The sequence below is a fragment of the Mesorhizobium sp. WSM4310 genome, assembly GCF_007003935.1.
GTDB lineage: Bacteria > Pseudomonadota > Alphaproteobacteria > Rhizobiales > Rhizobiaceae > Mesorhizobium.
The window spans coordinates 1-24,333 of sequence record NZ_VFTA01000016.1; the positions used below are offsets into that span (position 1 = coordinate 1).

The window sequence follows — 24,333 nt, forward strand, 5'->3', positions numbered from 1 at the left end:
TCCACATGGCAGCCTAAAGTCAAAAACGCCTATCAGTCGCCTCGCCCTGATCGAGGACAACCTGTTGAAGCTCCACACCTAGGTCACTATCGGGGGGCCTTAAACCTGAACAGCTCCATCGTCGCGGCTGCTGCGGAAGCAGGAGCTATCACTGGGACCCGTACTGGTGCTTGTCAGCCGCTGAGCCGCTACTTCGTCTTAGGAAGAGCATTGTCCTTGCCAAAAGCCGGCCAGTATTTCGAGATTGCCAGTGTGGCGCCGGCTGAAGAGAAATGACCATAGTCGAAATATAAAAACTCTCCTCTATCGAAATAGGCGCAGCGTCCTGCGCTGCACAGGAATTTCAGCGGATCGATGAATGTGGCGCCTTTGGTAAATGAGCGCACACGTTCGTTGACGTCGGGGTCCATCGCGATCGGCCAGGACGTATCGTCCAGATTTTGGCGCTTGGCGAAGAACGCAATTTTCCGGACGTCAGTTGGGAACTGCGGAGACTGGCCGATGACAAACACGCGCACGCCCAGGGCACGAAGCGTAGCGATTGTTTGCTGAAGACCGTCGAAACCTCTGACCTCATAGTCACTCCATCTACCGCTGAGGATAACCGTCTTGATGTCCGCTTCCAAGATGACGTCCAAGGCCTTGCGATTGAACCGGACACAATCAAGACGATCGTACGGGTAGTAATAGAGTATCGGCGCGCAGCTGGCGTACGTATATTCAACGATGTTCGCCTGCAATCGATTTATGTTAGCACCCAAGCCGGAAACATAGTGCGCGGCGAAGGAGTCGCCCCACAAAAAAACCGTTGTTGGAAAACCGCTGGTGCGCGTGCAATCCTCCATATTCCAGCTTTCGATCCGGCTGGTGCCCTCGTTGAAACAGATGCCATTCCTCCAGTCCCCGACGGAAATGCGCCGCTGGACATAGTCCGGAAACCGTTGCGGAAAGCCGTTGCCGAGCGCCCCCGCCGCTCCGCCGGCACAAAGGACAACGATCGCGAGCGCTGAAAAGGCGAAGATAGGCCCCGGGGAGGTGAAGGCCCTCTTCTGTCGAAACGGCTGCTCTACAAACTTCCAGGAGAATGCAGCCAATGCGAGGCTTGCCACCAACATCGCACCGGTCATCAACGGATCGAGTTTTTGGAACGAAAGATAGTGCGCGAACGCATTGAGAGGCCAGTGAACAAGATACAACGAATACGAGATGAGCCCAATCCAGACCAGCGGCCTGACTTCGAGCATGCGGGTGGCGACCGTCGAGGGGGTATTTTGGCCAACATAGATCAGAAGGGCCGTTCCGATGCATGGATACAAGGCGTTGTAGCCTGGGAACGGATCACTCGCCGAAATCGCGAAGAACCCGATGGCGAGAAGGCCAAATCCGGCCACCCCCACCGACTCCATCAGGAGTCGGTTGCCCAGCGGCGAGGGGCATTTGAGCATGAGCAGGGCGCCCAACATGAGTTCCCAGATTCGGGTCGGCAGCAGATAGAATCCGGCGGTGGGTGCCAGCGATGTCGCCATCACCGCCACTACGAAGCTGCAGAGAATTATCGGAAGAAGTGTCGTCAGCCAGCGCTTCCCGATGTAGCGATAGATTAGGAACATCAGGATTGGTGCGAAGATGTAGTACTGCTCCGCTACGGAAAGCGGCCAAGTGTGCAACAGTGGTAGAAGCGCGGCATCGATAGAGAAGTAACTTGACGTTTTCCAGAAGAAAACGTTCGACCAGAAGGTCGAGGTAGCTATGATGCTAAGACTGAATCCGCGCAGATCCGGTGGCAGAAGAATGAACAATGCCGCAATGCAGGTGAGAAGCATCACAAAGACGAGCGCCGGCAGAATGCGCCGGGCACGGCGCCAGTAGAAGTTGACGATGGAAAATTGGCCGCGTTCAAGGTCATCCAGGAGGCTTCCGCTGGTTAGGTAGCCGGAGATGACGAAGAAGATATCGACCCCGCTAAAGCCACCCGGGATCGCCGAAATTCCGAAATGAAAGAGTACGACCGGAAGTACAGCAACGGCCCTAAGGCCCTCGATATAGCGCCTATATTGCATCCAGCGGTTCCTTTTATTTTAGATCAGGACGCGATTGGAAGCTTTCAATCTCCGGTAGGAGTGCTGCCGAGATAAGGGCGGTATCAGCCACCTTTATCCGTCCCGAATGTTCTGTAAGTTGCAACTGGTACAGAAGCACGATCGCCATCGCCGGCCTTGACGGCCTGATTGTCGAGCAGATCGCGCGGATCGTTGACCATCACGGCCAGGTTATGTCCTGTCGAACAACCAAGCGGCTGTTTGAAGGATTCTTCATTGGGTAAGGCACCATATGAGGGACAGACCGGCGGACGGGCGTGATAGACAATCGCCTCAATTCGCACTGAGCCGGCGTCGTGTTGATCGCGCAATTGAATGTTGTCTTCTTCGATTGCCAACTGCCTGGCCTGATGGGCTACCCCTGCGCTGAGCTGGGGCGAACCGCTGATGAGGAGGTGGATGGCATCGAACCGGCCGCGACTGGCCTTGTCTAGGAAAACACGCAAACGCTGCCGTTCGGAAGCGCGCAGGCTTTGCAACGTCAGGACGGTGGTCTCCTCTCGGACAAGCATTGGTGCCGATGGTTCGACATCAACTGGCGTAGTGCTTGTGCAGCCACTTACGCTTGGTGCCAGAGCGACAAAGAGGATTATAAAACGCAACATCTTTGGATGACACTATTCGATGATGAAGCCGAGACCGCCCTGGGCGCTTGGCGCGCCCGCACGGATAGCAGCGCGGTCTCGCGGGGGACTTGTCACGGAATTCGTCGGAGCGCCCCCTCCGTTCAAAGCCGGTGCCGCCCGCTCGGTCGGTGCGCTCATCTGGTTTGGGTTGGAGCCTGGTCTTACAATGTAAGGCGTAACTAGAATGACCAGTTCTGACTCCTCTTTTTGAAACGAGGTCGAGCGAAAAAGCGGTCCCAGGATCGCCAGTTCTCCGAGCCAGGGAAAGGCCCTGACATCATTGTTGACGTTCCGCCTGATTAGACCGCCGATTGCGAAGCTCTGGCCGCTGGCGAGTTCGACGACCGTATCGGCTCGGCGCGTGGAAACTGCCGGCACGGAAATTCCGTTGATTTGCACGGCACCTTGCGTCGACAGTTCACTGACTTCGGGCGTTACGTGAATGTTGATTTGATTGTTGCTGAGAACTGTCGGCACAAATTCCAGACTGACGCCGAAGTGACGGAATTCAACCGATACCTGCCTGTTTTCCTGCAGGACAGGAATGGGAAATTCGCCGCCCGCGAGAAAGCTGGCCTTTTCACCCGACATAGCGGTGAGGTTCGGCTCAGCCAGGACGGAAGCTATATGCTCCTTGGCGAGCGCGTCGAGAACCGCGCTGACGTTGACGGCACCGTTGTCGAATCCGATTTCTGCTGTACCGCCACCCTGGGTTGAACCAGACCCAGCGCTTGCAGCGCTTCCGCTTAGAACGCCCACTTTGAAATTGCCGATTTGACCGAAGGCGGACAAGTTGACGCCGAGTGACTTCATGGCGCTGCGTGAGACTTCGGCTACGCGCACGCTGAGGTTAACTTGCAGGGATCCAGCGACCTTGATGTTGTTGACGACTTGCGCTCCGTCGCCCAGATATTGCTCAGTGACTCTTTTTGCGGTGTCGGCGACCTCTGCGTCGGGCGCCGTCCCGCTAAGGATTGCGCCGCGCGGCGTATAGTTGACGCGGATGGGATAGTCGCCGACCTGCTCCCGCAACATGGCGCGTAAATCCCCGATCGGTTGCGTGACAACGATACGCAATTCGGCGAGAGGCTCGCCATTGCCATCCAAGGCGAATAGGCTGGTCCGCCCCGATTTCTTGCCAAAGACGAAGATTGTTTTGCTCGATGGCGCCTGAAAATCCGCGATCGTGGGGTCAGCAACAAAGATGGTCGTGGCTGGCCCGGGCAGATGAACGGTCTCCCCGAGCGAAGAGGAAAGGGTCAGCGTGGCGTTGATGCTATTCGAAGCCGCATGCGGCGGGCCTTTGTCCTGCTTGTTTTGCGCCGCGACACCAAGTGGGAAAGTCACAATAAGCGCGCAGAGGAGATGGCCCAGGTAACGGGGCACTGCAGGTCTTGTAACCTTGTTGGCGATCGCCCGCCAATTGAGCGCAGCGCAAGGATGTTGAAGGATCAGCAAAATAGATCTTCTTTCGATTCGACAAACTATGCGGACGAGGCGTCAGTCAATTCTAGGATGTAACCAATGCCTCGGATGGTCTTGATCCGTGGCGTTGCACCTGATCTGGTCAGATGTCCCCGTAAACGATAAATTCCGACTTCAAGCGCGTTGGCAGACACGTCGTCGTTGAATGAATAGAGGTGATCTTCCAATTGCGCACGGGGCACGATGCGGCCTGCCCGGTTAAGCAGGTGCTCTAGAACACAGAGTTCGCGACGTGCGATCATCATTGGGTGCCCATCAACGAAAACCTGGCGGGCGACCGGATCAAAGTCGAGATTGCCAAATACGAGCCTCAGGTCGGTCATCTGTGTCGCCCGGCGCAGAATGGCTCTCATTCTGGCAATAAGCTCATCGGTAGAGATGGGTTTGAGCAGAAAGTCGTCCGCACCACCGTTGAAGATCGCAATTCGCTTATCGAGATCGTTAAGGCTGCTCATAATGACGGCAGGAACTGAATGCCCGTGGGTCCTCAACTGCCTCAGCCAACCCAAGCCATCGCCATCTGGCAGAGCCAATTCCAGCAGGAGAATTTCATAGCTGGCGCAAGAAAATGCACTCGAAGCCAGTTCCAGAGTACCAACGACATCAACGACGAAGCCGCCATCCCCGAGCGCAAGTCGCATGGCGCGCGCAAGATCCGCATGATGATCCACGAGCAGCGTTCGCATTTCATCTCCTCTCGAAGAGGGACGGCCCATCGAACGCGTCACCGGCGGCCATCTGATCGGAGCACACGGCGCGCAACTCGTCGCAGCTCTCGGAACTGGTCCGAGTCGGAGGGACATGCAAGTCGCTCGGTGGCAATAGGCGCGGGTGAGGACCAACTGACGGGCTCAAATACGCCGGTCGGCGAACCCACGAGGCCAGCAACCCGCGTGCGATTTCTCGTTGCATCATCTCTCCTACGTGCAGCCCCTGCGCTCGCAAGGCAGCGTCGCGGCTCAGAGCCCGATTCCCACAGAGGGTAGGGTTAGCTTTCGAGAAACTGATTGAACAAATCGATTATTTGGATCGAATGCATCCACGGTATGGATGCAGCGCACCATCTTCAACGACTGCGGCGTCCTGATGCACTGTTGTGTCTGTCGTGCTCTGCTTTTTTCGCTGTCCTTCAAGGCTGGCGAGCCTGGTGGAACCTGCGCGTCATTGGCTTGGTAGCTTGAATGCTCAACAACGGAGCGCCCTGCGCAAAGCCGCTCTCATTTCCAAAAAGCCTTGCAATCTGGTTGGAGCACTTCGCGCTCGACACCAAAATAGGCGAGGAAAACTGACGTCTGACAGGGATGTACATGCAACAGCCGATTTGCGGCACCAGCAAACGACCGCGTTCAGGCTGAAGATCGACGACCAACGGCTCCTCGATTTCCGCACTTTTACAAGCTCTTCCTGTGCGGGCGGATGCCGGCAAACAGCAGCACAGGGTCAGCGAAACCGGGAGCGGGCCTGCTTGATCGCCATGATCACATTGCCGCTGTCGCGCGTGCGGAGCGGAATGCAATCGGTCCAGCCGGCGGCAATCCGGTCAGCACCATCGTCTGCACGAAGCTCCCTGACGAAGACGTGCCCGAATGCGCTCAACAAAGCCGGGCGGCGGATCTTTCCAATCGCCGAAGGTGCGGGCTGGCACCGAGCGGCGAACTGCGAACTCATTCCTGCCCGGCGGCGCTGGCCGCCGCGAGCGTCGATGCGGACCCAGCCGCTCCGAATCCTCCCACAACACGATGAGCGCGTCGCGGACATCGCTGCCGTAACAGCGGCTGCGGCTCTTGCCCGCAGACGGCCTCTGCTCACGACGGTTCATAAGACGGATCGCGCGCTTGCGAATAATAGCCGGTTACCGCCTCGAACTCATCCAGAATGCGCCGCTTGTCAACGCCGCAATAAAGCTCCACGATCGCCGCTTCACCGTGTCGCCATGCTGAGCCGCGCCATCCTTCCCCCGAACCGGAATGGCACGACCTGTCCATCCCCTTTGGAACAGGACACTATTGGTAACATTTTGCTTGAGGCAATGCGGCTCGTTGCCTTCCTTTTCGCTGACCGGAAGGGTACCGGAAGTCGTCTATCGCATCTTACCCGCTGAAAGCGGCAACACCTCGACCTCAATCGCAGATCATAGGAAATAGACGATCGCGTCGGGGCCTCAGCATCGGTTCACCGGGTTTCCGTCATCGACTGAAGCGAATTGCCCCATCGACCGTCACCGGGTGGGCCGCGATACGTCGCCGTATATGATTAGCGAGCGCACGTAGCGGAGCCATAGCTCTCCACCCAGCCATGTTCCCCTAGTTGGAAAATGTCCGGCGGACCAGAGGTGCTGTCGTCAGCTTTTCCTGAATAGCGGCCAAGGCAATCCCTACCAGTCCATCACCACCTTGCCGGAACTGCCGCTCTTCATCGCATCGAAACCGATCTGAAAATCGTCGATGCCGATGCGGTGGGTGATCAGGCCGGAGACATCCAGCGGACCCTGCACAAGCGCGATCATCTTGTACCAGGTTTCGAACATCTCGCGGCCGTAGATGCCTTTGAGATGCAGCATCTTGAAGATGACCTTGTTCCAGTCGATCTCGAAGCCGGTCGGCGCGATGCCCAGAATGGCGATCTTGCCGCCATTGTTCATGGTGTCGATCATGTCGCGGAAAGCGGGGGCGGCGCCTGACATTTCGAGGCCGACGTCGAACCCCTCGGTCATGCCGAGCACCGGCATGACGTCGCGCAGCTTCTCCTTCGAGGCGTCGACGACATGCTGGACGCCGAGTTTCTTGGCTAGCGCCAGCCGCACCGGGTTGATGTCAGTGATGACCACTTTGCGCGCGCCGACGCATTGGGCGACGAGCGCGCCCATGATGCCGATCGGCCCGGCGCCAGTCACCAGCACGTCCTCGCCGACCAGATCGAAGGACAATGCGGTGTGGACGGCATTGCCCAAGGGATCGAAGATCGCGGCAATCTCATCGGGCACATCGTCGGGGATCGGCACGACATTGTGCTGCGGGATCGCCAGATACTCGCCGAAGGCGCCTGGACGGTTGACGCCGACGCCGAGCGTGTTGCGGCACAGATGCCCTCGCCCGGCGCGACAGTTGCGGCAATGGCCGCAGACGATGTGGCCTTCGCCCGATACACGCTGGCCGACCTTGTATTCGGTGACCGCTGCGCCGAAATCGGCAACGGTGCCGACGAATTCATGGCCCGTCACCATCGGCACCGGCACCGTCTTCTGCGCCCACTGGTCCCAATTGTAGATGTGCACGTCGGTGCCGCAGATCGCCGTCTTCTTGATCTTGATCAGCACGTCGTTGGGGCCGATTTCCGGCACCGGCACCTCTTCCATCCAGATGCCCGGTTCGGCCTTGGCCTTCACAAGCGCCTTCATCATGTTCGACATCAGGATTTCCCTATTCCGTGATTGCGCTTCTGGCGAGATAGCCTGCACAACGGGAAGGTAGGCCACTAACTCGTTTGAACGTCCGGAATGGTCAGCCCCGCCTGCTCAGCCTCGCGGCGCAAATTCTGACGGGGCCTGGGGCCGATCTGCTGGATCACCAATCCGGCTGCCAGTGAGCCAAGGTCGCCGCAAGTCTGCAGGTCGCGGCCTTGCGTGTAGCCATGCAGGAAGCCGGCGGCATAGAGATCGCCGGCGCCCGTCGTGTCGACCAGTTCCTTGATGGCGGTCGCCTTGATCACCACGGTCTCGTCGCCGCGCACGATCACCGAGCCTTTTTCCGAGCGGGTGACGGCGGCGATCCGGCAATCCTTGCGGATCTGGGCCAGCGCCTCGTCGAACGACGATGTCTGGTAGAGCGACTTGATCTCGTGGCTGTTGGCAAAGACGATGTCGACCGTGCCCGAGCGCACCAGGTCGAGGAATTCGTCGCGGTAGCGGTCGACGCAGAACGAATCCGACAGCGTCATCGACACTTCTCGGCCTGCCGCGTGCGCCAGCTTCGCCGTCTGGCGGATTGCCTCCTTGGCGCGCGGCGGGTCCCACAGATAGCCTTCGAAATAGGTGACCTTGGCGCCGGACGCCTTGTCGGCTTCGACATCCTCAGGGCCAAGCTCGACGCAGGCGCCGAGATAGGTGTTCATCGAGCGCTCGCCGTCGGGCGTGACGAAGATCATCGAGCGCGCCGTCGGCGGCTCACCCTTGAGCGGCGTGGTGCCGAAGGCGACGCCCTGCGCATGGATGTCGTGGGCGTAGATTTCGCCCAGCGCATCGTTGGAGACCTTGCCGAAGAAGGCCGCGCGGCCGCCAAAGCTGGCGACGCCGGCCGCCGTGTTGCCGGCGCTGCCGCCGGACGCTTCGATCGCCGGGCCCATGCGGCTGTAGAGCAGTTCGGCGCGTTGTGTGTCGATGAGGTTCATCGCGCCCTTGATGATGCCGTTGGTCTCGAGGAATTCCTCGTCGCACTGGGCGATGATGTCGACAATGGCATTGCCGATGCAAAGCACGTCATAATCCGGCATCAAAATCTCCGCCAAAACCCGAGCCGGCTTCTTGCCACGCCGGCCGGGCGTGGTCTCGCGAGTTGAAATGGGTTGCCGCATGCGCTTGATCCAGCCGCCCTCACGCAGCTGCCGGTCCGGCTTCACGCAGCAAATCGTCAGCTTTGTCCGTCTTCTCCCAAGTGAACTCAGGCTCTTCACGCCCGAAGTGTCCGTATGTCGCCGTCTTGCGGTATATCGGCCGTAAGAGATCAAGCATCTTGATGATGCCTTTCGGTCGGAGATTGAAAACCTCGAGAACAAGGCGCTCGATCCTTTTTTCCTCGATCCTTGCGGTTCCGAAGGTATTGACCATGACAGAAACCGGACTGGCCACGCCGATCGCGTAGGCAAGCTGAACCTCGCAGACCTCCGCAAGGCCGCTGGCAACGATGTTCTTCGCGACATACCGGGCGGCATAGGCCGCCGAGCGGTCAACCTTGGATGGGTCCTTGCCCGAAAAGGCACCGCCGCCGTGACGCCCGGTCCCACCGTAGGAATCGACGATGATCTTCCGTCCTGTGAGGCCGCAGTCGCCGGCAGGCCCACCGACCACGAACCGCCCTGTTGGGTTGACCAGAAATCTGATCCCCGAAGTATCCAGGTGGGCCGGCAGGACCGGTTTTATGATCTCCTCAATGACGCCTTCGCGGACCGTGGCTTGTGAGACCGCTTCGTCATGCTGCGTTGACAGGACTATGGTATCCAGCGCCACCGGGCGGAGCCCTTCGTAGCGTACCGACACTTGAGATTTCACGTCCGGACGCAGCCAGCCAAGCTGTCCCGCTTTCCGGACCTCGGCCTGTCTTTTCGTCAAATGGTGAGCGAGTTGGATCGGCAGGGGCATCAATGTATCCGTCTCGTTGCATGCGAATCCAAACATGATGCCCTGATCCCCTGCCCCTTGCCCGAGATCCTGCCCTCGTCCTTCATCAACGCCCTGGCTTATGTCGGGCGACTGCTCGGTGAGGGCCAGAACGACGGCGCAACGTCGACCATCAAAGCCAATCGCATCATCGTCGTAGCCAATATCGAGTATCGTATCGCGGGCGACTTGGCTGTAATCGATGTGGGCATGGCTGGTGATCTCGCCAGCCACAACGACCATCCCCGTCTTCACCAACACTTCACAGGCGACGCGCGCCTTCGGATCGGTGCGCAGGACCGCATCGAGAATGGCATCGGAGATGTTGTCTGCCATCTTATCGGGGTGTCCCGCGCCGACGGATTCGGAAGAGAACACGAACTGCCTGGTCATAAAAATGCCCTCGCTTCAAGTGCTGGAGTTAGTGAGGAGTTTCTGGATTGGGGTGGCTTATCGGTCGGGGATGCCGGGAACATCGAACGCAGTGCAGAAGTCGGCAACGTCTCTTCGTACGCTCGCATGAACTTCCTGGTCATCGGGCTGGCGGCAGACCGAGTCGATGAAAGCGGCGATCTGCACCATCTCCGTTTCGCGCATGCCCATGGACGTCACCGCTGGTGTCCCTAAGCGGATGCCGCTTGTCAGCGCCGGATGCCGCCGGTCGCCCGGGACCATATTGAAATTCGCAATGATGCCTGCACGCGATAAGCGCTCCGCATAGGCTTTGCCTGACAGCGACCGGTCCCGAAGATCAAGGATCAGCATGTGATTGTCAGTGCCCCCGGTGACGAGTTCATAACCTCGCTCCAGAAGTGCCTGGGCCAGAGCCTTGGCGTTGTGGACGATCTGCTGACCGTAGACACGAAAGGACGAGTTCGCTGCTTCCTGCAAAGCGACGGCAAGCGCGGCGATAGTATTCATATGCGGTCCGCCTTGCAGAAGAGGGAACACGGCGCGGTCTATACGTTTGGCCAGATTGTGTTTGCTCTTCGGATGATGGAGGGGCTGATAACGGTCTTCATTCCTTGATAAAATGAAGCCACCCCGGGGACCGCGGATCGACTTGTGAGAGGTGCTGGTGACCACATCGCAATGGGACACGGGGTTCGGATGCACTCCTGCGACAACCAGGCCGCAGATGTGGGCGATGTCAGCCACCAGATACGAGTTCACCTCCGAAGCAATTTCGGCCATTGCCGCGTAGTCAAAAATACGCGGATAAGCAGTTCCGCCGACCCAAATTAGCTTCGGGCGTTCCCGCTTGGCGGTCTCGCGCAAGTGGTCATAGTCAATTTGCTGTGTCTTTTCGTGCAGCCTGTACGGGACGCGCTGATAATCGCTGCCGGAAAAATTGACGGACCAACCGTGAGTCAGATGGCCGCCTTCGGGTAAAGGCAAGCCCATGACTTTGTCACGGGGGCTCAAAAGCGCGCGATAGACAGCCTGGTTGGCTGGCGAGCCTGAATAAGGCTGGACGTTGGCATGTTCACTGCCAAATAGCGCTTTCAGGCGCTCGATCGCGAGGGTCTCAAGCTCATCGACGATCTCGTTTCCGGCGTAGTAGCGCGCACCGGGGTATCCCTCGGCATACTTGTTGGTGAAAATCGACCCGGTCGCTTCCAACACCGCCGAGGAGGCAAAGTTCTCGGAGGCGATCAGTTTGAGAGTTGTCCGCTCCTGACGCTCCTGTCTTAGAAGCAGTTCGTGAACGCGGGAGTCGACGGCGGCTAAGTGAGGCCGCCCGTAAGTGTCGGGCTGCGCGATGGCGCCGCCGGCGGAGTTATCCATGGTAGTCGCGCTCCATTTGGACTGATCTATTTCACGATCAAGCAGGCGGTCCCTTCAACCGCGCGTCTTGTATTGCTTCCAGGCGTTGTAGGTCTCTTTTATGATGGCCATCATCGTGGGGCAGGAGATCGACCACCAATTGAGCCAGCTCGCCATCCTTGCCTCCTGCTTGCATATGGTACGAAGACTGCGGACGTTGTTCGTTGCAGCAAAGAAAGTTGGCTCTGACCAGCCGCCGAACGTGGCGTCGAACCTGCTCGCGAGGCAGACCGGTAATATCGGCCAGCTCGCCGACGGTTAGATCCGCATGCGCGCAAAGGCCCAGGATTCGAAGGCGATCAAGATGCGCTGCCGTCCTTAGGCGATTTACCAGTGTCAACATTGGTTAGCATCAACCCGGACGGGATGCAGCAAGCCGCTAGCCCTTCTATCCCCATCAATCCGCATGAGACCTCTCTCGTCATTTGCTGTAAATCCGCTGGTATGGATGCTAATGGAAGATAGATCACAGTCCTTTCTACGACTAAGACGCCAGATATTGGGGCTAATGTACCACCTGACAGGAGACTACACTCACGAACATTATGTGAATTTTTTTTAACGTTGCTGAGAATCAAGGGGGAGGTTTGGCGAATGTCTCGCCGTCGACTGTCGAATCCTGCCCGACGGGATTATAGGGTGCGTAGCCTGCTTGTCCTTTCCACATGACCAGCGACGATGGGGCGAAGGCGGCAGACATAGCTCTGGAGCATGCTGCGGTATCTTTGGCCTGAAGCCGAGGAAGGCGGACCGTGGCTTCCGCGCCGCTGCCGGGAGCCCGCGAACAGGCCAAGTGGATCAGCCGGGTGTTGCCGTCATAGAGCGTGAGACCCAAAGCTGGCCAGCCGCGCCCTGAGGCTGACGCACCGCTCAGCGTCCACCTTGCTCTCGAAGCCCATCGGCATAGCGCCGATAACGACTTGACCGCGTGCGTGTCGACGAGCGATCGGTGAGCGCAAGGATCGAGGGTGCAGTGCAGGATAATGCTGTTTTAAATCAGCGCTGTTTTCAGCCGACTGCCTTGAGCGTGGCACGAGGATATAGGCCCAAGGCAGGAGATCATCGTCTGCTGTTCGGGAGGCCGCCCTGGGCGCGCGACAGCCGTTCCTTCGGCTGCGCCGCTCCGCCACCATCCGCGCCGTGCCTTCCGGAGACCATTCCCGCTACCGGCCGGCGCCCGTGAAAACCTCGACCCGGCGCACCGGCTCGAGATGGCTGGGCTCAGCGTAACTCTGAAGTCGTCATATACCGAAGTCTTCACAGACTTCGGACATCCCCCTCACAGTCCGATCCAGATGGCGTCAGGAACACCGCTTGCGTTGATGCGGATGAACCCCTGCTTGTGCCACAATGACCCTTATGTCAGCGCGCGAGCCAAAGCTTCCGCGCAAGGCGACGGCTAGGATAAGGCAATGCCGACGAAGGGCACATTGCTTGCCACACTCTGGAATGATGGCATGCTCGGAAGGCCTAGGCTTTGCTCAGGGCCGCCTGCAAGGCGCGCTTTGAGGTTATTCACATAGCCTTCTGCGTAGTCCTGCGCCGTCGAGACCGAAAGATCAATGCCTGCCGCCAAGGCCTCTTCCATCAGGTGCTTTACGAGCCCATTTCGAATGGCCAGCTTGACCTCGGGGCCTGCGATAAGGCCGATCGCCTGCGCGGCCATATTGAGGCCAGCTTCCTCCAGCGCTCGCTTCATATCGCCTCCGTTAATGGCCGTACGCAGGAGATTGGCTGCTTGCGACTCAGCCTCGAGAACCATCGAGGCAAGATCGGCTACTTGTCCGAGGCCCGGAATGAAGCTGAGCAGTCCCACCGCCGTTGCCGCCAAGTCGAGCACTTTCGTCTCGATTTTGAGCACGGAGTCGACGACGTGCATGACGGCCCCGCCGTTCTTTTTGGCTGACTTAATGTCAGGCTGGTCCATCAGGCCCATCTTCATGTCCGCGACGGCATTCTGCTCTTCTGCGGTTTGGGCGCCGTGGGTGATTGGCTGCTGAACGTTGCGGTTCGCAGACGACATGTTTGTGCAAAAATGGGCAAAGTCTTTTTTGCTGATATTGCCGGAATCAACCGTATGCCCGCCGCCAAAGTCGAAGAATTTATGATGGGTCTTATAGCCCGTGATCGAATTGTTCAGGAGGCCAAACAAAAGAGGATCTGAAAGGAGCTGAGAGGCTGCTTCCCGCACTTTCGGATCAAGGCTCTTGTCGTCTTTCATTTTCGCCAGTTTGTCGCGAGTCAGAACACCGCTTCCAAAGAACGTGTCCTGATGGTCCTTGATCATCTCGACCGTATTCAGCTCAGTTTGCGTGAGGCTCATCGACGATGAGGCGACTTGCAGGAAATCCTCTTTGTGCATCTTCCCTTTCGAGCCACCGCACAACTGGTTCCAAGCATCGGGGTGATCGAGGAAATATTGCGCCGCCGCAATGACCTGGGGCGGAAATTTGCCGTTTTTCGATTCGCCGCCGACCATTTTCTTGAACTCATCCAGACTCAGGTCCTTGGACAGATTTTCGGAGTACCGGTAAAACTCCCGCAAGGCATCGCTCAAGGTCATGACCGAAGGCTGCAAACCTCCGCTGCCGTCGGATGGTATGTAGTTCTGCTCGTAGCTTCGCGCTTGGGCTTCCTGAAATGCAGCAACTTGTGGGTGGTGGTTTGAAAATCCGGCCAAGTCCTTGGCGTTGATCTTGCCTCCACAGCGGCCGTCGCCCTGCGAGCCAATCGCATAAAAAAGTCCCGAATCCTGCTGCAGTCCCTGGATCGCCGCTTTCAGATCCGGTGGCGTAGAGGGATCATTGGCTTTGTCGGTCAACGACTTCCAAGTAAGCGGGCATTGGTCCTTGTGACGGTTGAGTACCGCAACAATCTGCAACTCAGCCGTGGTCAGCGACCCACCGTTCCACGTGATTCCGGGGCTCGGCCTGGGAGCCGGCTCGATCTTCGGAGTGACGCCGAGCAGATGTTGGGCTTCAGTCGCCTTGGAGCGTTGCGATTGGTCCTCCTTGAGAGCCGCCCTCATATTTGGCGGCAGCAGATCCAGTGGGTGTTGCTCCAAGCCATTCAATGTCAAGACATCCGGTGCCAGATGGCCCAAAGGGTCCTGCCGCAATTTATCCATTGTCGAATCAAGATTCGACGCTGGCAGATCCCCTTGCGCGAAAGAGCCGGGCTTGTCTGCCAGCACACAAGTGGACAGCATCGCTTCGAAGCACGATGCACTTTGCTGATGCTGGGTCGCAAAATGGGAAACTTTCAGGCCCGGCCAACCCCTTGCGGACTGTAGCGAATTTGAGCGGTAGAAAGTTGAAAGATTACTGGCCGACATTATGCATCCTCAGACGTGACGTTGAAATCCCCACAAGAGACCCCGACAGAAGATCCCTTGCGTTTCACAAAATTCGACAATTCCAAGCGTCGGCAGGTCACGAATGCGCCTGCCCTGCCTTCAATTGCTGTGTTCCGGGCCGGCTCCAAGGTTCGGTCCAACACAATGGCCGGAGTCACCGCGAGAGCTGCCGGGACTCATCATGAGCGGATTAGCTTTCGAGAAACTGACGAGTTTGCGAAGAGTTCACAAAGGGGTAGCCGCAGTCATGTTCTTCAGAGCTGCGGGAAATCCTCAATGTTCATTTCTTGCCCAGCTCAGGCTTCCCGCCAACGCTATCCTGTTGTGGGATGTCAGAAGAATAAGAAGCATCCGGTCGTCCGTCGCGAACGACCGTAGTGGAGGAGCCGCGAAACAAGATCAGCACTGATTCCTTTGGCGTTGCCGCTATGTGAGTCTGCGCCTGCGCCTGCGCCACCAAGCCGTTAAAGGTCTGCTCCACGAGTGCGACGAAGCGCGGTGGACCGGAAACGAAGACGAGGCCATTGCCTGGCACGGGTTTGACCACATAGCGCTCGTCGGAGATATCAAGCTTGTCGAGAGCCCCCTTGAACGCATCGAAGCGAATCGACGTCATCAAAAGCATTCGAGTTTGCGATTCTTGTGCAGCAGACACATAGAGCACAAGGCCGTCATAGTACCATTGTAGACCGTAAAGGTTCGTCAAGCGGTCGAGGAACGCGCGCGGTGGCAAATCAGGCATACGTCCGCGAATTCGCCCCTTCACCGCAGGACTGATGTTGACCCTGATATTCAGGTTGTTGCCGAATTCCTGCAACGCTGCAGCGAGCTCCTGATCCAGAACCGTGTATCTATAGGGTGTCGCCGGAAGGGACAGCGGGACTGCATGCGCCGGGTGAATCCCGGTGGACAGAAAAAACCCGGCACAAAGAAGTCTCAAAACATGCAGGGTGACGGGTTGGATAAGCGTTCTCGGCATGTCGCACTGATAAACCAAACGCTGAAATCATCACAAGTGACTAAATTGCCGAAGAGATTTTAGATTGTCGAAATGACGCCGCCGTTAGTCAGCTTGTTGTCAGCTTGCCCCCCTAGGAGTGTTGCGCCGACACCGGGTGATGAATGGGCGGGGCTCGCCCGGTCAGAGAGAGCAACCGAGTCCTTACATGATGATGCCTGTCACGTCGATCTCTGCCACTCTAACGGCTGGCCTCCCCAGGGTCGGATCACCGTCGATTGTCGAGCAGGCCCAGTTTGAGCGCGCCTTAGGGCATGCAGCCGACTCGCTGAAAAACGATGCCGCCGCGGGGCCAGCGAGTGCGGCGCCAGTTGCTGCGGCGATGGATGTTCAGCGCGCGGCTGCGCCGACGAGCGGCATGGGCGATCGCGTGTTGCAGACGATTTCCTCCCTATATCCACACAACACTGTTTCCTTCCCCGCGCTCGACCATGACATAGCCCTTTCGAAGGGCGCTCTACCGGGACCGGCGCAGAAGCTTCCCGTTCCAGGTGAGGCGGGAACCGGAATCTCGGGCATTCCCCAACAAGGGCAAGACTTCGAAACGATGATGGCTGGTCTTCGGGATGTTTACAACGGCGTCACCCAGGTGGCGCTTATCTCCAAAGGCGTCAGCGGCGTCACATCATCCGTGAATAAACTTTTGAAGGAAGGCTGAACCGCGCGCATGATTGGCTTGGCCGAGGGCGAAATCATGCGTGGCCTGTCAGGGTGGCGGTCGGTTAGACTTGTCATGCTGCCAGTTCTCGTCGCCCTCACTGCTTGCAAAGCCGACCTCTACACGCAATTGCAAGAGCGTGAGGCAAATGAAATGCTCGCACTTCTTGAAGACAACGGGGTCGCCGCGATCCGGGTGGTCGCCAAGGATGGAACCAGCACGATCCAGGTTGACGAAAAGCTGCTCGCCTTCTCAATCAACCTTCTGAACGCCAAGGGGCTGCCGCGCCAATCCTTCAAGAACCTCGGTGAGATATTCCAAGGATCAGGCCTGATTGCCTCGCCGACCGAAGAGCGTGCCCGTTACGTGTATGCCCTGAGCGAAGAGTTGTCGCGGACGATCAGCGATATCGATGGCGTTTTTTCTGTACGTGTTCACGTCGTGCTGCCGCATAACGACCTTGTGCGAGCCGGTGCCACGCCATCCTCGGCCTCGGTGTTTATCAGGCACGACGCAAAAACAAATGTCGCGGCTCTGCTGCCAAAGATAAAGATGCTTGTAGCCGACAGCATCGAAGGCCTGTCCTACGATAAGGTGGAAGTGGTTTTGGTGCCGGTAGAACGTTCCGCACACGAGCAACGGCCCGATCCGACTGCTGTTTTGCCACAAGCATCACTACCTCTTCCTGCGCCACTTCTGGCGACCGTAACAGGTTTTGCCGCAGCCGTATTCGCCGTGGCCTGTTATCTCTTGATCGGCGTTGTTACGCGTCGGCGCAAGCAATCAACCGGCGTTTCCAAGGTCGAGGGGCGCCGGGATGCTTCTGCTGTCGAGGCCATTCGCAAAAGAATGCCTGCAATTGGACGTGGGTGACATCTCATTGCCAATGCCTATACAGACCGCCCGACCTGATGGTCCGCACTTTCCGGGCGCGAGCGAGCTTGCGGCTTCGGCCCATCCAACCCGTCTTGCGGCGCGTCTTGATCCAGCGTTATCGGCCGAAACGTTAGTGAAGTTGCAGAAGTGTTCCAGACTGCATCCAAGGCTGGCAGAATTGCTGGGCAACGATGACGTGGATCTGAACCACATCGGCTGCAGGCCGGACCTTCTACGCGGGCATGATCCATATCGAGCGACCCTTCTTGCTGGTAGTATCTGGCATGCCCGTTCGCTGGTCGCGTTTGTCTCTCAGCCTGAGCTTGCCATCCTTGTTAAACGCATCGGCGTGGATGCACACGCATTCGGAATCCGACACCTGCTGCATGCTGTTGACAAAAGACTGATCTCGGACCCAGAAAAACTCGCTCAGCAAATCGAATACGATGGACACGCATGTCTTGGAGCTTGGCTCCAGGACAGTTCAGCGACCGAGCGTAACCGCGTGCTTCTTCGATTGCCCGAGGGGACTGCCGCGGAGACTCCAGCACATGAGCATTGGACCGCCGCCGGCCAATTGCTTTCACTTGTAGTAGCTCATTTTGAGACAGAGACCCCGGTGAAATGACAGTCGAACTTTCCGAGGGGCCAATAGCGCCGCAGATGCGTCCAGTCGGACCACTGATACCCGCGAGCGAGCTCGAAACCTGGCACAGCGCCGCGCAAGCCCTTGCCGCGGCAGAACGGCATCGGCAGCGCGTTCGAAACTGGGCACGCGCGGTTTACCAGCGGGCGTGGGCGCGCGGCCACATGGAGGGCTCGAATGCAGGCACCGAGGAGATGGCAGGGTTGATTGCGGAGACAATCTCCGAAATCGCGCGACGAAAGGCGGCTCTGGAGCAGGAATTGCCGCAGCTCGTGATGGAAATATTGAGCGATCTTATCGGCGCTTTCGATCCGGGCGAGCTATTGGTGAGGGCTGTTCGTCACGCCATAGAGTGTCAATACAGCGGCGCCGACGTTTGCCTTCATGTTTCTCCCATGCAAGTCGACATGCTTGCACGAGAGTTTGCTCGATGCGACGGCCAGGATGGTCGACCAAGGGTGCGGATCGAGCCCGACCCGACATTGTCGCCGCAACGCTGCGTGCTGTGGAGCGAGTACGGCAATGTTGACCTTGGACTTGACGCCCAGATGCGCGCGCTGCGCCTTGGTTTCGGGACGCTCTGTGAGAAAGGCGAGCTATGAGAAAGCCCGTCCCAGAACATAACGCTGACGCCCACACTCGAGCTCTCGTTCCAGCAATCTCGTCTTTGAGGGCTGCGGCCAAGCGAATTGACACGCGTGCGGTGCGCGGTCGGATCACGCGGGCTATCGGCACACTGGTTCATGCCGTCTTGCCAGACACTCGTATTGGGGAACTTTGCCTCCTAGAGGACCCGCGAACCGGGCTGTCGCTCGAGGCCGAGGTGATCGGCCTGTCGGGTGATGGTGTATTGCTGACACCGATCGGGGACTTGGTGGGCCTATCCAGCCGCGCAGAGGTCGTGGCCACTGGCCGAATGCGTGAGGTGCCCGTCGGCGGCGATTTGCTCGGTCGCGTGATCGACAGTCGTTGCCGCCCATTGGACGGCAAAGGCGAAATCAAGACCGTCGAAACTCGGCCCCTGCATGGCAGAGCCCCCAATCCGATGACGAGGCGCATGATTGAGCGGCCATTCCCGCTTGGGGTCCGTGTCCTCGATGGTCTGCTGACGTGCGGCGAGGGCCAGCGGATCGGGATTTATGGCGAGCCAGGTGGTGGCAAGTCGACGCTGTTGTCACAGATCGTAAAGGGTGCCGCCGCTGACGTCGTCATAGTGGCGCTCATAGGCGAACGTGGACGGGAAGTTCGTGAATTCATCGAAAGGAATCTTGGTGAAGAGGGCCTTCTCCGTACGGTCGTCGTGGTTGAAACATCCGACCGCTCGGCGGTAGAGCGTGCGCAATGCGCTCCAATGGCGACTGCGCTCGCGGAATATTTCCGCGATCAAGGCCTACGCGTTGCTCTCATGCTGGATTCGCTGACGCGCTTCTGCCGCGCTATGCGCGAAATAGGCCTTGCTGCGGGTGAGCCGCCGACGCGACGGGGCTTTCCTCCTTCCGTTTTTGGCATGCTGCCAGGCCTGCTCGAGCGCGCCGGCATGGGTGAGCGGGGCTCAATCACGGCCTTCTATACGGTGCTTGTAGAGGGTGATGGCACGGGTGATCCAATCGCCGAGGAATCGCGTGGTATTCTCGATGGCCATGTCATCCTCTCACGCGCTATTGCGGCGCGATCGCATTTCCCCGCTATTGATGTGCTGCAGAGTCGCAGCCGCGTCATGGATGCAGTCGTTTCGGGGACACATCGCAAGGCAGCATCCATTTTCCGCGAGCTCCTGTCGCGCTATGCCGAGACCGAGTTCTTGATCAATGTTGGCGAATACAAGCCAGGTGGAGATCCCCTGACTGACCGGGCTGTCGCGTCAATCGACGAACTGAGGGAGTTTCTGCGCCAGAGCGAAGATGACGCGTCAGATTTCGAGGAGACGGTCGCATGGATGTCGCGTCTGACCGCGTAAACTGGATTCAGTCTTCGAGTATACGGCTTCTGAAGGAAATGCAAGAGCGTCGTGCCCTTGGCGAGCTGTCCAAGAAGGAAGCCCAGCGCGATGTGGCCGCCTCAGCCGTACAAAATGCCTCTAGGGAGCTTGCAATGATACAGCAACATTGTTCAAGAAAAGAAGCAGCGCTCTATCAGCATCTGATGTCACTCGACAACTTGTCTAGCGCAGCGCTCGACCGTCACCGCCTTCACACTGAACAACTTGCCGCTGAGATCAATTCCAGACGGCAGATGCTTGATGATACCCAAATCGCTCAAGAGGAGGCTGAGATGGCGGCGTCCAGGACGAGGGAGCTATGGGTCATATGTTCGGCGGCAAGGGACAAATGGCAACAAATCGAGGACGACGTGCGGCGCGCCGTCGAGACTCATTCGGAGGCCGCAGCCGAGATCGAGGCCGACGATGAGATACTGCTGAAATATGCGAGGGGGTCGCTTGCCTAAATGCCGCGCAACCGGATCCGACGGTCGCAAGAGGTCGTCCGAATGACACGACCGTGCAGTCTTTGATAGGCGCTGCGGTCACACCCGCCATGTTCGAACCAGTTCTGAAACTGTCCCACACGGTTGTCTCGTGGCTCAATGATACAGCAGCGCCGCGCACGCCGTTTCAAAGCCGGATCAACGAGGTGCCGCTATCGGTGCGAACGGCAGGGCTTGTCTGGCAGCAGGAACCTGCTGCCATTCCGATGCTTGACTGCGTCTGGAGAGTGGGAGCCGAAACGGTCATCTTGTCACTGTCGCGCCCGCTCGTAGAGGAGTTCATCACGACAGTGCAGAACGGCTTGGCCTTCCCTTCCGAGCCAACTGCTTCGCTAATTCTCGAACTCGCTCTGGAGCCGCTTGTCACTCGACTGGAGGAGACGACGCGTCTGAACGTGCAACTCGTGCGGGTATGCGAAGCCACGATGCTGGCTCCTCATCTTGAACTCGACATCATTTTCGGCGCGGTCAAGGGCAAGGGCCGTCTATTCCTGTTCACGCCACTTGACGGCTTAGTACCGCCTGCGTTTCGCGCGCTAGGCGAACTGCTTGCCCAGTTGCCGCGGCAGCTGGGCGGGCTGCCTCCAGAGCTCCCGCTCATTGTTGCAGGAGAGGTCGGCACGCTTCGCCTTCCTGCGGCGCTTCTTCGAAGCGCATGTGTCGGTGATGCATTGTTGCCCGATATTGCGCCGTTCGGCCGCGGCCAGATCACCCTAGCTGTCGGCCAGTTGTGCGCCGAGGCGGATCTTGACGGCGATGAATTAATCTTGCGGGGGCCTTTCCGCCCGCGACCGTGTCCTTTGGAGAGTGCGCATATGACACAACCCGGATCGCAACTGGAGCTTACTAAGGATCTCGACGATGTCGAGATCGTGCTTGTCTTTGAATGCGGCCGCTGGCCTATTTCTCTTGGGGAATTAAGAAGTGCCGGCGAAGGGCATATTTTTGAACTTGGATGGCCGATCGACGGCCCGGTCGACATAGTGGCCAATGGTCAGCGTATCGGGCGTGGCGACATTGTCCGCATCGGAGAAGAGCTGGGCATCAGGCTCCGTGGCGGGTTTGCATGCAATGAGTGAAGCTCAGCCGACAATCCTGGCGCTTCTTGCGGTTACCGCCGGACTCGGTCTGCTGGTTTTAGCAGTTGCCACGACAACGGCCTTTGTAAAGGTATCAATTGTTCTTTTCCTCGTCCGCAATGCGCTCGGGACCCAGACCATACCACCCAATGTGGTGCTGTACGCCGCGGCGATGATCCTCACTATGTTCGTTAGTGCGCCCGTTGCTGAGCAGACCTATGACCGCATGTCGGATCCCAAGCTCCACTATCAGACATTCGACGACTGGGTAAGCGCCGCTAAAGCCGGAAGTGAGCCCTTGCGCGAGCATCTCAAGAAATTCACAAATGAAGAGCAGCGGCGATTTTTCCTATCTTCGACAGAAAAGGTCTGGCCAGAGGAAATGCACGCTGCAGCCACGCCTGATGACTTTGCAATACTTGTACCATCTTTCTTGCTATCAGAATTGAAGCGCGGATTTGAGATAGGATTTCTACTTTATCTGCCTTTTATTGTTATAGATCTGATAGTGACAACTATCTTGATGGCAATGGGTATGTCGATGGTCTCACCAACTGTTATATCTGTTCCGTTCAAGATCTTCTTGTTTGTTGCCATTGATGGTTGGTCAAAATTGATGCATGGGCTTGTGCTGAGTTATACGTTACCGGGAGGCTGATCATCACTGAATCCAGCATCATTACTCTTATGAGCCAATCACTGGTGGTTTTCATGATCTGGATTCTACCGCCGCTCATTGCATCAGTGGTTGTCGGCCTCGTCATCGGCATCCTCCAGGCGGCGACGCAGATCCAGGATGAAAGCTTGCCGCTCACCGTGAAGCTTCTGGTCGTTGTCGCGGTGATTGGGCTGTTTGCTCCTGTGCTAAGCGCCCCGCTCATAGAGCTAGCCGATCAGATCTTCACCGAGTTTCCCGCAATGACACTTAGCTACTAGTCCGCCCCATGGACGCGCCATCGGCCGATATTCAAATTCTGATCCAGACGGCTTTCGAACTCGTCGTTGCGGCAGGTCTTGGGGCAGCCCGCGCGATGGGCATCATGCTGATCTTTCCCGTATTCACACGCTCGCAGATCAGTGGGCTGATCCGGGGCTGTTTGGCTGTTGGCTTCGCACTACCATGCCTGGCACACGTCAGCGGCGGATTGCCGGCGCTGGATCCTGATACGCGCCTGATCCAGCTAACCCTGCTCGGATTCAAGGAAGTTTTTGTCGGTGTACTCCTTGGCACTTTTCTTGGCATTCCGCTTTGGGGCCTTCAGGCTGCCGGGGAGCTTATCGACAACCAACGCGGCATCAGCAGCCCGACCGCTTCGGCCGATCCCGCGACGAACAGTCAGGCTTCCGCGATGGGCGTTTTTCTGGGGATCACTGCGATTGCCATATTCGTCGGATCAGGAGGCCTGGAAACTTTGATCAGTGTCCTGTACCGCAGCTACTTGATCTGGCCGGTGTATCAGTTTCACCCGACACTGAGCGGGCCAGGAGCAATGGAGTTGTTGGGGCTTCTCGACAGCATAATGCGCACGGCATTATTGGTTTCGGGGCCTGTCGTGTTCTTCCTGATACTGATTGATATATCGATGATGCTGCTGCGTCGCTTTGCCCCGCAATTTAAGGCGAGCCAACTGTCTCCGGCAATCAAGAACATTGTCTTTCCAGTTCTCATGGTCACCTACGCTGCCTATCTGGTGGAGAGCATGAAACTGGAGGTCACACGTGCCAACGGCGTGCTGGAGTGGTTCGACAAATTGCTGCCATGAGCGACACAAGTGAAGAGAAGACACACGCCGCCAGCCCGAAGAAGTTAAGTGAAGCGCGCAAAAAAGGACAGCTGCCACGTAGCTCCGATTTCGTCCGCGCGGTCGGGACTTGCGCTGGGCTCGGCTACCTTTGGCTAAGAGGCAGCGTGATCGAGGACAAATGCCGGGAAGCGCTCCTATTAGCCACCAAGTTGCAGAGCCTACCTTTCGATACCGCGGTGCCGCAGGCATTGGTTGTGCTCGTCCAACTCACAGTCGCGGCTGTTGGCCCGCTGCTTGGAACCCTTGTCGCCGCGGTGATTTTGGCCAGCCTGCTAGCCAATGGTGGATTTGTCTTCTCTCTGGAGCCGATGAAGCTCAGCTTTAAGAAAATTGACCCCTTTGAAGGGCTGAAGCGCTTGGGGTCTGCTCGTTCCATGGTCGAAGTCTGCAAGACCATGTTCAAGGTATTGGTTCTCAGCGCAACCTTTTCCATTGTCCTTCTCGGGATGTGGAAGACAATGGTCCCTCTGCCGATCTGCGGCATGGGCTGTGTTGGCCTCATCTTTATGGAGACAAAATTGCTGATGGGAATTGGCGCCGGCGCACTGCTGGTCGGCGGACTGATCGATCTTCTGCTCCAGCGCGCGTTGTATCTGCGCGAAATGCGCATGACCAATACCGAAGTGACGCGCGAGTCGAAGGATCAGCAAGGAGCGCCAGAGTTGAAAGGTGAACAGCGTCGCATCCGCGAGGAGGCGGCCGACGAGCCTGCGCTTGGCGTGCATCGCGCCACGCTGGTCTTAACAGGAAGGGCGGTCCTGATCGGTCTGCGTTACGTTCGCGGTGAAACCGGGGTGCCGTTCTTAGTTTGCCGTGCCGAAGGTGAGCGCGTTTCACATGTGTTGAGCGAGGCGCGGGCACTACGCCTGACGATCGTCCATGACCATGTCTTAGCGCGTCAGCTGATAGGCACTACAAAACTCGGCCACGCGGTTCCTATGCAATATTTCCAGCCTGTCGCGAAAGCATTCTTTGCCGCAGGCTTGGCCTAGTCATGGAAGTCC

At 58.0% G+C, this 24,333-nt stretch carries 22 protein-coding genes and 1 pseudogene; 11 read left to right on the forward strand and 12 right to left on the reverse strand.

All coding sequences use genetic code 11. The features are described 5' to 3' along the window. Positions 1–188: 188 nt before the first annotated feature. The 12 genes and pseudogenes from FJV80_RS18105 to FJV80_RS18160 form a co-directional block, all read right to left on the reverse strand. Positions 189–2,060, reverse strand: coding sequence for an acyltransferase family protein (locus FJV80_RS18105; RefSeq protein ID WP_063169260.1), 1,872 nt, complete (start codon positions 2,058–2,060; stop codon positions 189–191). 83 nt (positions 2,061–2,143) lie between these two features. Beyond that, positions 2,144–2,704, reverse strand: a complete 561-nt coding sequence (locus FJV80_RS18110) for a CpaD family pilus assembly lipoprotein (RefSeq protein ID WP_063169261.1) — start codon at positions 2,702–2,704, stop codon at positions 2,144–2,146. Positions 2,705–2,716: 12 nt separating this feature from the next. Beyond that, positions 2,717–4,138, reverse strand: a complete 1,422-nt coding sequence (locus FJV80_RS18115) for a type II and III secretion system protein family protein (protein WP_063170365.1) — start codon at positions 4,136–4,138, stop codon at positions 2,717–2,719. A 71-nt stretch (positions 4,139–4,209) separates the two neighbouring features. Further along, positions 4,210–4,896: a response regulator transcription factor gene (locus FJV80_RS18120; protein ID WP_063169262.1), complete on the reverse strand. Its 687-nt coding sequence runs from the start codon at positions 4,894–4,896 to the stop codon at positions 4,210–4,212. Positions 4,897–5,701: 805 nt separating this feature from the next. Further along, positions 5,702–5,870: pseudogene (locus FJV80_RS35075) on the reverse strand (transposase); the annotation flags it as partial. A gap of 714 nt (positions 5,871–6,584) precedes the next feature. Then, positions 6,585–7,619: an L-threonine 3-dehydrogenase gene (tdh, locus tag FJV80_RS18130; RefSeq protein WP_063169264.1), complete on the reverse strand. Its 1,035-nt coding sequence runs from the start codon at positions 7,617–7,619 to the stop codon at positions 6,585–6,587. A 65-nt stretch (positions 7,620–7,684) separates the two neighbouring features. Beyond that, positions 7,685–8,698: an adenosine kinase gene (locus tag FJV80_RS18135; protein WP_063170366.1), complete on the reverse strand. Its 1,014-nt coding sequence runs from the start codon at positions 8,696–8,698 to the stop codon at positions 7,685–7,687. Positions 8,699–8,798: 100 nt separating this feature from the next. Then, a complete protein-coding gene (gene metK, locus FJV80_RS18140) occupies positions 8,799–9,974 on the reverse strand; it encodes a methionine adenosyltransferase (protein WP_063169265.1) in 1,176 nt (391 codons plus the stop codon). A 57-nt stretch (positions 9,975–10,031) separates the two neighbouring features. Then, positions 10,032–11,369 carry a serine hydroxymethyltransferase gene (glyA, locus tag FJV80_RS18145; RefSeq protein WP_063169266.1) on the reverse strand — a complete coding sequence of 446 codons (1,338 nt, stop codon included), beginning with the start codon at positions 11,367–11,369 and terminating at the stop codon, positions 10,032–10,034. A gap of 37 nt (positions 11,370–11,406) precedes the next feature. Further along, complete coding sequence (locus tag FJV80_RS18150) at positions 11,407–11,751, reverse strand: helix-turn-helix domain-containing protein (protein ID WP_082826567.1); 345 nt, start codon at positions 11,749–11,751, stop codon at positions 11,407–11,409. Positions 11,752–12,807: 1,056 nt separating this feature from the next. Beyond that, on the reverse strand, positions 12,808–14,742 hold the full coding sequence (locus FJV80_RS18155) for an HrpF/NolX family T3SS translocon protein (protein ID WP_024505366.1): 1,935 nt from the start codon (positions 14,740–14,742) through the stop codon (positions 12,808–12,810). Positions 14,743–15,043: 301 nt separating this feature from the next. Next, positions 15,044–15,742, reverse strand: a complete 699-nt coding sequence (locus FJV80_RS18160) for a secretin N-terminal domain-containing protein (RefSeq protein WP_024505367.1) — start codon at positions 15,740–15,742, stop codon at positions 15,044–15,046. Positions 15,743–15,929: 187 nt separating this feature from the next. Between FJV80_RS18160 and FJV80_RS18165 the strand changes: the two genes are divergently transcribed. The 11 genes from FJV80_RS18165 (at position 15,930) to FJV80_RS18215 (ending at position 24,321) form a co-directional block, all read left to right on the forward strand. Continuing rightward, on the forward strand, positions 15,930–16,439 hold the full coding sequence (locus tag FJV80_RS18165) for a nodulation protein NolB (RefSeq protein ID WP_024505368.1): 510 nt from the start codon (positions 15,930–15,932) through the stop codon (positions 16,437–16,439). A 9-nt stretch (positions 16,440–16,448) separates the two neighbouring features. Beyond that, entirely contained in the window at positions 16,449–17,312 is an 864-nt protein-coding gene (gene sctJ, locus FJV80_RS18170; protein ID WP_024505369.1) for a type III secretion inner membrane ring lipoprotein SctJ, read from the forward strand. Further along, complete coding sequence (locus FJV80_RS18175) at positions 17,257–17,943, forward strand: nodulation protein NolU (RefSeq protein ID WP_210326671.1); 687 nt, start codon at positions 17,257–17,259, stop codon at positions 17,941–17,943. The genes sctJ and FJV80_RS18175 overlap by 56 nt, the downstream gene beginning before the upstream one ends. Beyond that, complete coding sequence (gene sctL / locus FJV80_RS18180; protein WP_024505371.1) at positions 17,940–18,563, forward strand: type III secretion system stator protein SctL; 624 nt, start codon at positions 17,940–17,942, stop codon at positions 18,561–18,563. Before FJV80_RS18175 ends, sctL begins: the two co-directional genes overlap by 4 nt. After that, entirely contained in the window at positions 18,560–19,918 is a 1,359-nt protein-coding gene (sctN, locus tag FJV80_RS18185; RefSeq protein WP_063169268.1) for a type III secretion system ATPase SctN, read from the forward strand. Before sctL ends, sctN begins: the two co-directional genes overlap by 4 nt. Beyond that, the gene (locus FJV80_RS18190) at positions 19,894–20,406 is read left to right on the forward strand and encodes a hypothetical protein (protein ID WP_063169269.1); all 513 of its coding nucleotides are present in this window, start codon (positions 19,894–19,896) and stop codon (positions 20,404–20,406) included. The genes sctN and FJV80_RS18190 overlap by 25 nt, the downstream gene beginning before the upstream one ends. An 89-nt stretch (positions 20,407–20,495) precedes the next feature. Beyond that, entirely contained in the window at positions 20,496–21,524 is a 1,029-nt protein-coding gene (gene sctQ / locus FJV80_RS18195; RefSeq protein WP_095769044.1) for a type III secretion system cytoplasmic ring protein SctQ, read from the forward strand. Beyond that, entirely contained in the window at positions 21,517–22,182 is a 666-nt protein-coding gene (sctR, locus tag FJV80_RS18200; RefSeq protein WP_029354851.1) for a type III secretion system export apparatus subunit SctR, read from the forward strand. Before sctQ ends, sctR begins: the two co-directional genes overlap by 8 nt. Before the next feature lie 2 nt (positions 22,183–22,184). Next, positions 22,185–22,460 (forward strand): EscS/YscS/HrcS family type III secretion system export apparatus protein, encoded by a 276-nt coding sequence (locus tag FJV80_RS18205; RefSeq protein ID WP_024505375.1) that lies wholly within the window; start codon positions 22,185–22,187, stop codon positions 22,458–22,460. Between the two features lie 8 nt (positions 22,461–22,468). Beyond that, the gene (gene sctT / locus FJV80_RS18210) at positions 22,469–23,287 is read left to right on the forward strand and encodes a type III secretion system export apparatus subunit SctT (RefSeq protein ID WP_063169270.1); all 819 of its coding nucleotides are present in this window, start codon (positions 22,469–22,471) and stop codon (positions 23,285–23,287) included. Continuing rightward, on the forward strand, positions 23,284–24,321 hold the full coding sequence (locus FJV80_RS18215; RefSeq protein ID WP_024505377.1) for an EscU/YscU/HrcU family type III secretion system export apparatus switch protein: 1,038 nt from the start codon (positions 23,284–23,286) through the stop codon (positions 24,319–24,321). The genes sctT and FJV80_RS18215 overlap by 4 nt, the downstream gene beginning before the upstream one ends. Positions 24,322–24,333 lie beyond the last annotated feature (12 nt).